This is a genomic window from Brachybacterium phenoliresistens (assembly GCF_039530785.1).
In the GTDB taxonomy this organism is placed as follows: domain Bacteria; phylum Actinomycetota; class Actinomycetes; order Actinomycetales; family Dermabacteraceae; genus Brachybacterium; species Brachybacterium phenoliresistens.
Genome location: NZ_BAAAOW010000003.1, coordinates 32,078 through 43,868, shown reverse-complemented (window position 1 = coordinate 43,868; position 11,791 = coordinate 32,078). Strand labels below are relative to the sequence as shown.

Annotated in this window: 14 protein-coding genes; 9 read left to right on the top strand and 5 right to left on the bottom strand. The window is 73.5% G+C overall.

Annotation, left to right across the window (positions count from 1 at the left end):
• The first annotated feature begins 19 nt into the window (after positions 1-19).
• The 3 genes from ABD234_RS07730 to ABD234_RS07720 are packed head-to-tail and all read left to right on the top strand — an operon-like array spanning position 20 to position 1,670.
• Entirely contained in the window at positions 20-625 is a 606-nt protein-coding gene (locus tag ABD234_RS07730; RefSeq protein ID WP_344354907.1) for a dihydrofolate reductase family protein, read from the top strand.
• Positions 622-1,194, top strand: coding sequence for a GNAT family N-acetyltransferase (locus ABD234_RS07725; protein WP_344354905.1), 573 nt, complete (start codon positions 622-624; stop codon positions 1,192-1,194). The genes ABD234_RS07730 and ABD234_RS07725 overlap by 4 nt, the downstream gene beginning before the upstream one ends.
• On the top strand, positions 1,191-1,670 hold the full coding sequence (locus tag ABD234_RS07720; RefSeq protein WP_038370742.1) for an HIT family protein: 480 nt from the start codon (positions 1,191-1,193) through the stop codon (positions 1,668-1,670). Before ABD234_RS07725 ends, ABD234_RS07720 begins: the two co-directional genes overlap by 4 nt.
• A gap of 50 nt (positions 1,671-1,720) precedes the next feature.
• Here the strand turns inward: ABD234_RS07720 and ABD234_RS07715 are convergent, their stop codons facing one another.
• Positions 1,721-2,590, bottom strand: coding sequence for a sigma-70 family RNA polymerase sigma factor (locus ABD234_RS07715; RefSeq protein ID WP_344354901.1), 870 nt, complete (start codon positions 2,588-2,590; stop codon positions 1,721-1,723).
• An 84-nt stretch (positions 2,591-2,674) separates the two neighbouring features.
• Between ABD234_RS07715 and ABD234_RS07710 the strand changes: the two genes are divergently transcribed.
• Together ABD234_RS07710 and ABD234_RS07705 are read left to right on the top strand one after the other, a co-directional pair.
• Positions 2,675-3,061: a DoxX family protein gene (locus tag ABD234_RS07710; RefSeq protein WP_344354898.1), complete on the top strand. Its 387-nt coding sequence runs from the start codon at positions 2,675-2,677 to the stop codon at positions 3,059-3,061.
• A gap of 48 nt (positions 3,062-3,109) precedes the next feature.
• Entirely contained in the window at positions 3,110-3,568 is a 459-nt protein-coding gene (locus ABD234_RS07705) for a YkvA family protein (protein ID WP_344354895.1), read from the top strand.
• Here the strand turns inward: ABD234_RS07705 and ABD234_RS07700 are convergent.
• Positions 3,547-4,050: an SRPBCC family protein gene (locus tag ABD234_RS07700; RefSeq protein ID WP_344354892.1), complete on the bottom strand. Its 504-nt coding sequence runs from the start codon at positions 4,048-4,050 to the stop codon at positions 3,547-3,549. The two genes, ABD234_RS07705 and ABD234_RS07700, sit on opposite strands and share 22 nt — an antisense overlap.
• A 100-nt stretch (positions 4,051-4,150) precedes the next feature.
• Positions 4,151-5,668, bottom strand: coding sequence for an extracellular solute-binding protein (locus ABD234_RS07695; RefSeq protein ID WP_344354890.1), 1,518 nt, complete (start codon positions 5,666-5,668; stop codon positions 4,151-4,153).
• Between the two features lie 548 nt (positions 5,669-6,216).
• Between ABD234_RS07695 and ABD234_RS07690 the strand changes: the two genes are divergently transcribed.
• Positions 6,217-7,854 carry a pectinesterase family protein gene (locus ABD234_RS07690; protein WP_344354887.1) on the top strand — a complete coding sequence of 546 codons (1,638 nt, stop codon included), beginning with the start codon at positions 6,217-6,219 and terminating at the stop codon, positions 7,852-7,854.
• 44 nt (positions 7,855-7,898) lie between these two features.
• On the opposite strand, the gene ABD234_RS07685 is transcribed toward ABD234_RS07690, so the two are convergent.
• On the bottom strand, positions 7,899-8,681 hold the full coding sequence (locus ABD234_RS07685; RefSeq protein WP_344354884.1) for a hypothetical protein: 783 nt from the start codon (positions 8,679-8,681) through the stop codon (positions 7,899-7,901).
• Between the two features lie 87 nt (positions 8,682-8,768).
• Here ABD234_RS07685 and ABD234_RS07680 point away from each other — a divergent pair, with 87 nt between their 5' ends.
• The 3 genes from ABD234_RS07680 (at position 8,769) to ABD234_RS07670 (ending at position 11,049) form a co-directional block, all read left to right on the top strand.
• Complete coding sequence (locus ABD234_RS07680; protein ID WP_344354882.1) at positions 8,769-9,113, top strand: DUF2200 domain-containing protein; 345 nt, start codon at positions 8,769-8,771, stop codon at positions 9,111-9,113.
• Positions 9,114-9,316: 203 nt separating this feature from the next.
• A complete protein-coding gene (locus ABD234_RS07675) occupies positions 9,317-10,609 on the top strand; it encodes an ATP-binding protein (protein WP_344354879.1) in 1,293 nt (430 codons plus the stop codon).
• A gap of 56 nt (positions 10,610-10,665) precedes the next feature.
• The gene (locus ABD234_RS07670; protein WP_344354877.1) at positions 10,666-11,049 is read left to right on the top strand and encodes a VOC family protein; all 384 of its coding nucleotides are present in this window, start codon (positions 10,666-10,668) and stop codon (positions 11,047-11,049) included.
• 22 nt (positions 11,050-11,071) lie between these two features.
• Here the strand turns inward: ABD234_RS07670 and ABD234_RS07665 are convergent, their stop codons facing one another.
• Positions 11,072-11,788 carry a helix-turn-helix domain-containing protein gene (locus ABD234_RS07665; protein WP_344354874.1) on the bottom strand — a complete coding sequence of 239 codons (717 nt, stop codon included), beginning with the start codon at positions 11,786-11,788 and terminating at the stop codon, positions 11,072-11,074.
• Positions 11,789-11,791: the final 3 nt, after the last annotated feature.

Here is an 11,791-nt window from a genome sequence, read left to right as displayed (position 1 = left end):
CGGGACTTGGATGGACGCCATGCGCCCCCTCACGTACTTCGTCGCGACCACCATCGACGGCTTCATCGCCGCACCGGACGGCGGGGACCCCACCGGTCCCGACGGCTTCCTCGACGTCCCCGAGGACTACCTGCGCTTCCTCATCGAGCAGTACCCGGAGACGCTGCCCGCCCCGGCCCGCGCGGCCCTCGGCGTCACCGACCCGGGCACGCGGTTCGACACCGCGGTGATGGGGCGGCGCACCTTCGAGATCGGGGCGCAGGCCGGGATCCCCGATGCGTACTCGCACCTGCGCATGGTCGTCGTCTCCCGCACCCTGGGGGCCCGGCCGGAGCCGGCCATCGAGGTGGTGGCCGATGATCCGGTCGCCGCGATCCGGGCGCTGAAGCAGGAGGAGGGGCGCGGGATCTGGCTGGTGGGCGGCGGCGAGCTCGCCCGGACGCTCGCCGAGGAGATCGACGAGCTCGTCGTGAAGATCAACCCCGTCGTCGCCGGGTCCGGCGTGCCGCTGTTCGGCGGCGGCTTCGCCCCGCGGTACCTCGAGCGCACCGCCGTGCACCAGATCCCCAGCGGCACCACGGTGATCAGCTACCGGCGCGCTCCGGGCGAGGGCGCGGCGCGATGACCCCTGCGGGGGCACGGCCCGGCCCGGGCCCGGGATCGATCATGCTGCGGCCGATGGTCGCCGCCGACTGGCCCGAGGTCGAGGCGATCTACCGCGCCGGCATCGCCACCGGCCGCGCCACCTTCGAGCCGGCCCCACTCCGGGACTGGGCGGCCTTCGACGCCTCCCGCCGGGCGGACCTCCGCCTGGTGGCGGCGGGAGCGGACGGCACCGTGCTCGCCTGGGCGGCGGCCTCCGCCGTCTCGTCGCGCGAGGTCTATCGCGGCGTCGTCGAGCATTCGATCTACGTGCACCCCGATGCCGCCGGCACCGGCGTCGGGTCCCGTCTGCTGGCCGCTTTCGTCGAGCTCACCGAGGCCCGCGGGGTGTGGACGATCCAGTCAGCCGTCATCGCCGGGAACACGGCCAGCCTGCGCCTGCACGAGCGGGCCGGCTTCCGCGTCGTCGGCCGTCGCGAGCGGATCGCCCGCATGACCACCGGCCCCCTCGCCGGCACCTGGTGCGACACCCTCCTCATCGAGCGCCGCTCCGCCGTGGTCGGCGCGGACGATCCGGAGGCCACGACATGACCGGCTGGCGCGATGACCGCGTCTCGGCCGCGCTCGAAGGCCGCAACCCCACGGTCCTCGCGCAGCTCGAGGCGTCCTTCGCCGTGATCGGCGACGTGCAGTTCCTGCCCGGGTACTCGCTCGCGCTGACGCGGGACCCCGGCGCGGACCGCCTCTCCGATCTCCCGCGCGCGGAGCGCCTGCGCTATCTCGCGGACGTGGACCTGCTGGCTCTGGCGGTGGAGAACGTCTGCTCGGCCCAGGACCCCGCGTTCCGCCGGGTGAACATCGAGATCCTCGGGAACACGGACCCCTTCCTCCACGCCCACATCTGGCCCCGGTACGACTGGGAGCCGCCCGGCCTCGTCACCAGGCCCGTCTGGCTCCATCCGCCGGAGCGCTGGCGCGAGCCGGAGACGGCGCTCGGCCCTCGGCACGACGGGCTGCGGGCAGAGCTCGCCGCCGAGATTTCGAGGCTGTGCGACGAAGCGGCCTAGGGCTCGGTCGTCGCCGGGGAGGACGCCGCTGCTGGGCGGTCGCGCGTCGCTCAGGGCGCCTCCGGGCCGGGAAGGTCCATGCGGGCGAGCCGCGCCGGGTCGATGATCGAGGTGAGCGCGACGATGCGGCCCCCGGCGACGGTGCAGGCCATCAGGCCCATCGGCCGCCCCGTCGGGCCCCACACGAGGATCCCGGGCTCGCCGTCCACGCTCACGCGGCGCGCGCGCATCCGCTCCGGGTCGCCGCGGCGCACGGCGTCCAGCACGCCCTCGGCGCCGGTGCCTGTGGTGCGGCGGCGCGAGGTGATCCGATGCCAGGTGACGTCCGGGTCCAGCAGCGCGAGCAGCGCCTCGAAGTCGCCCTCGCGGGCCGCGGCGAGGAAGGCGTCCACGACCTCGCGCCTCTCCCGCAGCGCTCCGGTGGGCAGGGGCTGCTGCTGGACCTTGCGGCGGGCCCGGCTGGCCGCCATCTTCGCGGCCTCGGGGGTGGTGCCGATGATCGTCCCGATCTGCGCGAACGGCACGGCGAAGACGTCGTGCAGCACGAAGGCGAGGCGCTCGGCCGGGCGCAGCGAGTCCAGCACCACCAGCATCGCCAGGCCCACCGCGTCGGCGGTGAGCACGGAGTCCTGCGGGTCCTCGACGTCTTCGGTGACGATCGGGTCGGTCTCCCAGTCCTCCAGGGCGGATTCCGCGTGCGCGGTGCGGCGGCGCAGCGTGTCGATGCAGATCCGGCCGACCACGCGGGTGAGCCAGGCGGCCAGGTTCTCGATCGGTGCGCCGCGGTGACGGGCCAGCCGCAGCCACGCCTCCTGCACGGCGTCTTCGGCGTCGGCGCGTGAGCTGAGGGCTCGCGCGGCCACCATCAGCAGCCGCGGCCGCTGCTGCTCGAACGCCTCGGCGAGAGTGAGCTCCTCCATGGTCGTTACCTTCCGTCGCGATGGTTCGTCACCCCTGTGACGGAGCAGCACGCTCCGAGGTCACACATCGAGAGGAATCGGACCATGGACATCGCCCTGTGGATCATCACCGCGCTGCTGGCGCTCGCCTTCACCGCCGGCGGGCTGGCGCAGATCCTCCTCCCTCGGGAACGCTACCGCGCCTTCGGCCGGAGCCAGGCCTGGGTCGACGAGTTCAGCGCCGGGCACCTCAAGGCCATCGGCACCATCAAGCTGATCGGGGCGACCGGCCTGTGGCTGCCCGCGGTCACGGGCATCGCCCCGGTGCTCTCGCCGATCGCCGCCTGCGGGCTGGCCCTGTTCATGTCCGGCGCGGCGACCACGCGGTTCCGCCGCAGCGAATGGGGCTTCATGGCCGGGGACGTCGCCTACCTGCTGGCCTTCGTGCTGATCGCCGCGGGGCGCTTCGCGCTGGTGCCGTACGGGGGCTGAGCCCGCGGCGTGCCACCATGTCCCCGGAGCCGACGGCGAGGAGACGCGATGACCGGATCGACCTGGGCGGATCTCGCCCTCGGCACCCTGGCCGCGCTGCTGCTGGCATGGCTGGTCCTGCTCGGCGCCCTGTGGGTCGTGCGACCGCGCGGTGACCTGCTGCGCGAGGCCCTGCGGATCCTGCCGGACGTGCTGCGGCTGATCCGCCGCCTCGCGGCCGACGCCTCCCTGCCGCGGGGCGTGCGGATCCGCCTGGGACTGCTGCTGGCCTATCTGGCGCTGCCCGTCGATCTCGTGCCAGATGTGATCCCGGTGCTCGGCTACGCCGATGACGCGATCGTGGTCGCCGTGGTCCTGCGGGGCGTGGTGCGCCGCGCGGGGCTCGAGGCGGTGCGGGCGCACTGGCCCGGCACGGAGGACGGCTTCGCGGCCCTCGTGCTGATCACCGGGATCGGGCGCGCGCAGGCCCGGGACGGGGAGGGGACTCAGCGGGCGAGCGCGTCGTAGTGGTCCTTCAGCGCCGGGTAGTAGTCGTCCCAGCCCACTCCGGCCGCGTCCTCGCCGGCGAGGGCGCACTCCAGGCGGTCGAGGTAGTACTCCCATCCGGGGCCGACGCTCCCGGCCGGCTCCGCCCCGAGGATCTGCCCGAACAGCAGCCGCGTCCCCTCGCCGTCCTCGCTCAGCGCGACGCGCAGATGCCAGGAGTCCTCGCCCACGCTGGTGACGACCGAGAACGTGCGCGGCGGGGTGCATTCGGTGATGACGCACTCCTCGGGCGGGACGTCCTCGTCCTCGGCGGTCATGACGAAGGTGACGCGCCCGCTCGAAGGGTCGCCCTCGAGGCGGCCGATCCACGGCTCGAGGCCGGCGGAGGTCGTCAGCGCCGCCCAGACGCGGTCGATGCCGGCGGTGAGGTCGCGGCGGATCTGCAGCTCGCGTCCGCCCGGCGCGTCGACGACGGCGCCGCGGGGCTCGGGGGTCGCATTCATGGGGTCCTCCTCATCGGGTGTGCTGAGGAGGACTCTTCCAGGCCATGGCGCGGCGCGCCAGGTGCGAGCCCGCAGGGCGAGCCGCCCCTGTCGCCGAGCCTCAGTTCACGGCCTCGTACGCCTCCGTGTACTCGGCTATGATGTCGTCCATGCCGCGACCGCGCTGCTGCTCGAGGACGGACTCGTAGCCCGCCATGTCGATCTGGCCCACGATCAGCATGTTGTACGCATCCTTGATCGCCTGGGAGATCGATCCCCACTGGGCGTCGTAGGTGGCGGACGTCAGCGGCTGGGCGACGTTCGTGACGGCGTACTCGCTGTTCTCGGCGATGAGCTCGTTGTAGAGGTTCACCATCTCGTCGGTGGACGGGTACTTCTCGGTGTCGTCGTTGGTCGGCGTCGACCCCGTATAGGGCTGGACCTCCTGCGCGAACCGGGTCTCGTCGACGATGGTGGCCGCGCCGTCGGCGTCCACCTCGTAGTGGACCCCTTCCACGCCCTGGTTCAGCAGCCGGTGGTTCTCCGGCTCCATCAGGGCGTCGATGAAGCTGAGCGCACGGTGCAGGTCCTCCTCCGTCGGGAGGGACTGCGTCGAGAAGGCCATCAGCCCGCCCATGCCCCCGCCGGTGTCCGAGACGATGCGACGCGGGATGTCGCCGTAGGTCATGTCGTTGACCAGCGCCCACTCGACCTCGGTGTCGGGATTGATCTCCTTCGCGGTCCGGCTGTAGCCCACGCCCCCGAACAGCCCGGTCACGACGATCCCGCCGGCGTCCTGAGCCACGGCCTGCGCCTGGTTCTCCTTCTGCATGGTCACGAACTCCTGGTTCACCCAGCCGTTGGCATAGGCGTCCCGATACCACGCGAGCGCCTCCTTGTAGGCGTCCGTGGTGACGGTGGGGACGACCTTCCCGGAGGGGTCCAGCTCGAACTCGCAGCCGGCGCCGAAGTAGCCGGCGAACATGCGCATCATCCAGTCGTGGCTCTCGTTGCGATCGATGAAGCCGGTGGTCGCGGCGCCGGTGCCGGTGGGGTCGCCCTCGGTGAAGGCGCGGGCGACCTCTCCCAGCGCCTCGACCGTGTGGGGCACCTCGAGGCCGAGGCGGTCCAGCCAGTCCTTGCGGATGATCACGCCGTACCGGGCGAGGTCCGACTGGAAGGGGACGCCGTACAGTCCGCCGTCGACACGGGCGCCCGCGATCACCGTCGGGTTGATCCGCGAGAGGTTCGCATAGTCCGCGAGGCGCTCTCCGACCTCCCAGAACAGGCCGGAGGCGAGCGGCTCGCGGATCGAGGGCATCGCGAGCTGGTTGAGGGTGGTGATGTCCGCGATCGTGCCGGAGGCGAGGGCAGAGGTGATCTTCTCGTCCTTGGACGCGTCGGGAACCCACTGGAAGGAGATGTCCACGCCCGTGCGCTCGCGGAGCGTCGTCTCGACCGGCCCGGTCGGTTCGGGCGTCACGGGCGTGTGCACGATCGACATCCAGGTGAGGGAGCCGTCGTCCCCGGCCCCGCCGGATCCGCTGGAGCTGCTTCCGCACGAGGAGAGGGCCGCGCCGCCGGCGATTCCGGCGGCCGCGAGGGGCAGGGACTTCAGGAGGGTTCGGCGCTGGAGCATGGTCGGCCTTTCGTGAAGGGCGAGCCGCGACGCGCGGTGGTTCCTGCGCGGCGCCGGGGAGATCGTGCGGCGCGTCGATGCGCCGCGCGATGATCCCGGTCGGCTCGGTCTGTGCGGGGCGGGTGCGGCGGGCGGTGCGCCCGGATCGCGGGGACCGGCTTCCGACGGGATCCTCGCTCATCATCGAGCGCGGAGCTGCACCTCGTGAGAAACCGGTTTCTTGCTCCCGGCAAGTCTGGTGCGCGTCGCGGGTCATGTCAAGGAGGCGCGGGGAAGGGGGTGTCGGCGGCGTGTCGTTCCGGCGGCGGAGTGCCGGCCTCCTCGCGTGTGGCGAGGTCACGGCTCTCCTGGAGACGGGGTCCGGGCTGGGGGCTGGCGGCTTCTGTCGTGACGGCCGGCTCCCTGTGCGCCGCGCGCCGGTGCGACGCCGTCGCCTGATAGCGTTCCGGGGCAGGACTCATGGGAAACCGGTCTCACGTCCTCGGCCGCCCACATCCGACGACGAGCCCGATCCCTCACGAAGGCCCGATCCCTCACGAAGGAGTGCCATGGTCTCCGCAGCACGCCCGGTGCCGATGCCCGCCCGCGAGTCCTCGGTCGCTCGCGGATCGACCGCCGTCGTCGGCCGCCGCGTCGGCACCATCGCGTCCCTGACCCTCGCGATCGCGGACCCGGCCGTCACCGAGATCGTGATCGAGCCCGGCGTGTACGTCGAGCACGTCACCGTCGCACGCCGCGCCCAGCCGCTGGTGATCCGGTCCTCGACCGGCCGCGCCGAGGACGTCACGCTCACGTTCTCCCTGCACCAGGGGGCACGGGACCGTACCGGCATGCCGGTGGTCCAGGACTGCGCGACCCTCACCATCGACGCCGACGACATCTCGCTGTGCGACCTCACCGTCGTCAACGGCTTCGACAAGCGCCTCCATCCGGACTGGCCCGACACGCAGGCGCTGGCTCTGCGCACCCGCGGCGACAGGATCCTCGTCCAGCGCTGCCGTCTGCTGGGCCAGCAGGACACCGTGCTCCTGGACGCCCCCGGGTGGGCCTCCGTGCGGCGCGTCCACCTCCGCGACTGCGAGATCGAGGGCGATGTCGACTTCGTGTACGGGCGAGCCACCGCCCTCATCGAGGGCGGGGAGATCCGCAGCATGGCGCCCGGATACGTGCTCGCCCCGTCCACGGCCCGGGAGAACCCGCGCGGGATCCTCGTCCACGGCGCGCGTCTCACCTGCACGGACGGCGTCCCCTCCGGGAGCGTGAAGCTGGGCCGGCCCTGGCACCCCGGTGGGAAGCCGGACGCCGTCGGGCAGGGCATCATCAGCCGCTGCGAGCTGGGCCCCCACATCGACGCGGAGCCCTGGGCCGAGATGGGCGGCTTCGCCTGGCAGGACGCCCGCTTCGCCGAGTACGGGAACACGGGCCCGGGTGCAGGGGATCGCTCGCTGCCGACCGAGGATTCCCCCGACCCCGCCACCTGGCTCGATGTCCCCGAGCCGGAGCCCGGGCGCAGGCCCCGAGTCCTCGTGCTCACGGATTCCCCGGCAGGCCGCGGCCCCGCTGACCGGGCACCCGGGGACGCCTGGGGACTGCACCTCACCGCCCGGATCGCAGGCGAGGTCGCGCACCACGAGGTCGCCGCCCGCGGCGCCGCCCTCGACATCGTGGAGGAGCAGCTGGACGCCGCGCTCGACGAGGTGCTCCCCGGCGACCTCGTCCTCATCGGCTTCGGGAATCCCGAGGAGACCATCGACGAGGCGCGAGGAGCCGACGTCGTCACCGCATACCCGTCGGGAGTGCGCCGCTGCCTCGTGGGCGTCCGGGCCCGGGGCGGGCGACCCGTGCTCCTGACCCCCATCGAGCGCCGGCGCTTCGAGGGCGGGCGGGCCGTGCTCGGCCGCAGCGGGTGTGCGCAGATGGTCCGGACGATCGCCGCCGAGGAGGAGGTGCCGCTGATCGACCTCTCGCAGCGGTCCGTGGCGATGTGGGACGCAGACGGCGAGGGCCTCTCGCCGCGCGAGGTCCTCCACGCCGCCCCGGAGCAGCGTGGAGAGGACCCCGGGGGCGCGGCCGACAGCCCCGCCGACAGCCCCCGTCGCGGTGGGGCCGAGGCCGAGTGCCTGGCCGCGGGGCGCCTGGCTGCGGCCGTCGCCGACGAGCTGCACCGACTCGGCCTCCTCCCCTGAGGCCGCAGGGCGCAGGATCGGAGCGGACGGCGCCTCGAGACGCGTCAGGAATGCGGGGATGCGTCGGAGGTGCGGTGCGCACCGGACCCGCGACGCGCATCGGCGCGGGCGATGCTCTCGCGCAGCGCGGCGCGATCGGCCGCGGACCAGGGACCGGAGCCGGCCAGCGGGATCTCCGTCATGTAGCGGCGCTCCGGCTCGGGGATGCGCGCGACCAGCTGATCCGGGTCGTGCTCGGCCGTGGCATAGAGGTCCGGGCCGCCGGCGAAGTAGGGATCGATGAGCACTGGCGTCCCGCTCGCGGTGCGCATGACGTTGGCGGGGTTGTCGTCCAGCGGGCCGCACCAGGGGAGATCGCGCCGGGCTTCCGCATGGATCCGCGCGACAGCACGGGCCAGCTCCGCGAGCGCCGCGGGGTCGGGGGCCGTACCGGGATCCGTGGGCATCGGCCGCTGCTCGGGCCGCTCGGGCCCTGCCGAGGCGGCCGACGCGGCCGCCAGGCGCCGATGGAACGCTGCGGCATCGGTCGCCGGCACCTCCGTCAGGCGTTCGAGGATCTGCAGGTCGCCGCCTCCGGCCAGACGCCGATGCGCCAGCAGACGGGGGACCAGCCCGGTCCCGGCCGCCTCGCGGTACAGGCGGGCCGTGTACGGGCCGACAGGATCGAAGGGGCTGATCCGGGCGACGACCTCGGCATCGGGCGCGGCCAGGGCGATCGCCCAGTCCCCTTCGCCGCAGGACGTCCATCCCTGCTCGCGCAGGAGCTGCTCGACCTCGCGGTGCGTCGCTCCCGCGGGGAGGACGTCGAGGACGGGATGCGAGGACATGACGGGGAGCCTACGGTGCGCCTCGCCCGGCCTCCAGCGGTTTCCGAGGTCGTCGCCGGCGGTGCGGGCGGTGCTAGTCTCCCGCGCATGAACCAGCGAGTGTTCGCCATGCCCTTCGCCTCGATCTATCCGCTCTACGTCGAGAAGATCGAGCGGAAGGGGCGCACCACGGCCGAGCTCGACGAGGTCCTCACCTGGCTGACCGGCTACGAGAAGGCGGAGCTGGAGGCGCACATCGCGGCCGGCACCACGCTCGAGGACTTCTTCGCCCAGGCCCGCCTGACCCCGAACGCCTCCTTGATCACCGGCGTCATCTGCGGCTACCGGGTCCAGGACATCGAGGATCCGCTGATGCAGAAGATCCGCTGGATGGACAAGGTCGTGGACGAGCTCGCCCGCGGCAAGGCCGTCGAGAAGATCCAGCGGTCCTGACGGCCGGGCCGGCTCGCTCCGGCCCGAGGACCGCCCCCGCCGCCGCACCGGCGCCGGCGCGCTCCCGATCGGCGGTGCGCTGGCGCCACGAGCACGAGGGCGGTACCGTTCGGTGCTCACCCTGTGACCGGGGTCACGTGGGACGGCACCGGGCTCGGGCGCCCGGGCATCGACGGCGATGCATGGACGGAGATGAGGGGCAGATGTCGAAGGCGACCATCCGCGAGTTCCGCAGCGAGGACCTGGGCCGCATCGTGACCCTGTGGGACGCCACGCAGGTCCCCGGTCGCGAGCCCGTCTACGGGCTCTCCGAGGTGCTGGCCTCCTGCCACGCCGATGAAGCGGTCGTGGCCGTCGGCGAGGACGAGGACGTGCTGCTGGGGGCGGCGGTCGGTCGCGCGGCCCACGAGCAGGGCTGGATCGTCTATCTCGGGATCCTGCCCGAGCATCGGGGCCAGGACCTGGGCGGGCGACTGCTGGACGCCCTCGAGCGGCGCCTGGCCGCCCACGGGATCGGCACCCTGTGCAGCCTGGTGCCCTCGCACCAGCCGGAGGCCCTGGCCGTCTTCACCGACAGCGGCTTCGCCCTCGAGCACGAGCTGCGCTACGCCGAGCGGCGCATCCCCGTGCAGGGCCGCGACATCGCCCTGCTGCGCGATCTCGGCGGCCGGATCCTGCCGCGCGGGCACTGGGACGCCGTCGGCGGGATGCAGAGGGAGAAGGAGCTCCTCGAGCGCCGCCTGGTGATGCCGCTGGCCCGGCCCGAGCTGGCCGAGCGCTACGGCGTCGTGCCGCCGCGGGCCGTGGTCCTGTTCGGCCCGCCCGGCACCGGCAAGACGACCTTCGCCAAGGCCGTGGCCTCGAAGCTCGGCTGGCCCTTCGTCGAGGTGTTCCCCTCCCGGCTGGGCGGCGATCCGGCGGGTCTGGCCGCTGCGCTGCGCGAGACGTTCTCCCGCATCGCCGAGCTCGAGAAGGCGGTCATCTTCATCGACGAGGTCGAGGAGATCGCCGCGCACCGCAAGGGCGACCCGCCCTCGCCGCTGCAGGGCGTGACCAACGAGCTGCTGAAGATCATCCCCGACGTGCGCGAGCAGAGCGACCGTCTGCTGATCTGCGCGACCAACTTCATCCGCTCCCTGGACTCGGCGCTGCTGCGCCACGGCCGCTTCGACTACGTGCTGCCCATCGGCCTGCCCGACGACGCGGCCCGCGAGGCGATCTGGAGCCGGTACCTGCCCGGCGAGGTCGCCACCGCCGTCGACGTCCCCGCCCTGGTCGCCGCGAGCGCCGGGCTCACCCCGGCCGACATCGAGCATGCGGCGCGCCGCGCCGCCCAGGGCGCCTTCGAGCGTGCCGCCCTGGACGAGGACGGGACGGAGCATCGGGCGCTGGCGACGGAGGACTACCTGCAGGCGCTGCGCTCCATCCGGCCGACGGTCAGCGAGGAGGTCGTCGCCGACTTCCTCGAGGACATCGACGCCCTCGGGCGGATGTGAGCCGATGGCCGATCCGTCCATGACGGCGCCGGGACGAGCGGCGTAGCGTCGCCGCCATGACCACCCTCGCCGCCGTGTCCATCGTGACCGCAGACATGTCCCGTGCCCTCGACTTCTACACCGCCCTCGGTCTCGTCCTCGAGTCCGGCGGGCCCGACCAGCCGCACAGCGACCTCGGCGGCGCCGGGATCCGGGTCATGCTGGACACCGAGGAGGTCATCCGCTCCATCGACCCGCAGTGGCGCCGCCCCGAGGGAGGACCCGCCGTGACCCTGGCCTTCGGCTGCGGGTCCCCGCAGGAGGTCGACGCGACCGCCGCGTCCCTCGCCGCCGACGGCGCGCCGGTGGTGCGTGCGCCGTGGGATGCGTTCTGGGGGCAGCGCTACGCCGTCGTCGCCGATCCCGACGGCAACCCGGTGGATCTGTTCGCCGCGCTCTGAGCTCGCCCCGCCGCAGACGCCGTCAGGACGGGGTCATGAGATCCCGCTCGTCGCGCCACAGGTGCGAGGCGTCGGCGTACCCTGCCCGCGCGGCGGCATCGGCCCGAGAGGCCCCGGCCTCCAGGTCCACGGCCGCGCGCCGGTATCGCAGCACGCGCGCCAGATGCTTGGGCCCGTACCCGTACCAGCGGGCCGCGTCCCGGCGCAGCTGACGGGTCGAGCGTCCCGCCTCCTCCGCCACCTGCGCCACGTCGAGCCCGAAGCCGAGCGCGCGGGCCACCCGCAGCGGCCGCGGATCCAGCCGTCCCGTCCGTGCGCACAGCGCCGCGGCGATCGCCGCCACGGACGGGAGGTCCGACGCACCGGTCCCGTCGCCCCGCACGGCCCCGGCGACGGGACCGGGATCGCCGGGTCCGCGCCGCCCCGCCGCGTCGAGCAGGCGGGCGACATCGCGCCGGCCGAGCACCTCGGCCAGCGGCACCTGCCGGTCCGCGAGGGCGTCGGCATCCACCCCCAGCAGCTGGGGCAGCACTCCCGGATCGAAGCGCACCCCGGTGGTGAGCGTCCCCGCCGTGCCCCGGTGGACGCGGGCCCGTGCATCGGCACCGACCACGACCAGGCGCCCGTGCAGGGAGATCACGTCCATGCACCCGTCGGGGCCGATGAGGCTGCTGGCCCCAGCCGCGGCATTCCACCATGCGACGGCGGGCAGACCGGGGAGCCGGGTCTCGGCGTGCATCGC

Excerpts from the sequence above, each read along its gene's own strand:
- ABD234_RS07710 (WP_344354898.1), top strand. The coding sequence starts at position 2,675 with ATGGACATCGCCCTGTGGATCATCACCGCGCTGCTGGCGCTCGCCTTC.
- ABD234_RS07705 (WP_344354895.1), top strand. The coding sequence starts at position 3,110 with ATGACCGGATCGACCTGGGCGGATCTCGCCCTCGGCACCCTGGCCGCG.
- ABD234_RS07720 (WP_038370742.1), top strand. The coding sequence starts at position 1,191 with ATGACCGGCTGGCGCGATGACCGCGTCTCGGCCGCGCTCGAAGGCCGC.
- ABD234_RS07680 (WP_344354882.1), top strand. The coding sequence starts at position 8,769 with ATGAACCAGCGAGTGTTCGCCATGCCCTTCGCCTCGATCTATCCGCTC.
- ABD234_RS07725 (WP_344354905.1), top strand. The coding sequence starts at position 622 with ATGACCCCTGCGGGGGCACGGCCCGGCCCGGGCCCGGGATCGATCATG.
- ABD234_RS07675 (WP_344354879.1), top strand. The coding sequence starts at position 9,317 with ATGTCGAAGGCGACCATCCGCGAGTTCCGCAGCGAGGACCTGGGCCGC.
- ABD234_RS07670 (WP_344354877.1), top strand. The coding sequence starts at position 10,666 with ATGACCACCCTCGCCGCCGTGTCCATCGTGACCGCAGACATGTCCCGT.
- ABD234_RS07715 (WP_344354901.1), bottom strand. The coding sequence starts at position 2,590 with ATGGAGGAGCTCACTCTCGCCGAGGCGTTCGAGCAGCAGCGGCCGCGG.
- ABD234_RS07690 (WP_344354887.1), top strand. The coding sequence starts at position 6,217 with ATGGTCTCCGCAGCACGCCCGGTGCCGATGCCCGCCCGCGAGTCCTCG.
- ABD234_RS07685 (WP_344354884.1), bottom strand. The coding sequence starts at position 8,681 with ATGTCCTCGCATCCCGTCCTCGACGTCCTCCCCGCGGGAGCGACGCAC.
- ABD234_RS07700 (WP_344354892.1), bottom strand. The coding sequence starts at position 4,050 with ATGAATGCGACCCCCGAGCCCCGCGGCGCCGTCGTCGACGCGCCGGGC.
- ABD234_RS07730 (WP_344354907.1), top strand. The coding sequence starts at position 20 with ATGCGCCCCCTCACGTACTTCGTCGCGACCACCATCGACGGCTTCATC.
- ABD234_RS07695 (WP_344354890.1), bottom strand. The coding sequence starts at position 5,668 with ATGCTCCAGCGCCGAACCCTCCTGAAGTCCCTGCCCCTCGCGGCCGCC.
- ABD234_RS07665 (WP_344354874.1), bottom strand. The coding sequence starts at position 11,788 with ATGCACGCCGAGACCCGGCTCCCCGGTCTGCCCGCCGTCGCATGGTGG.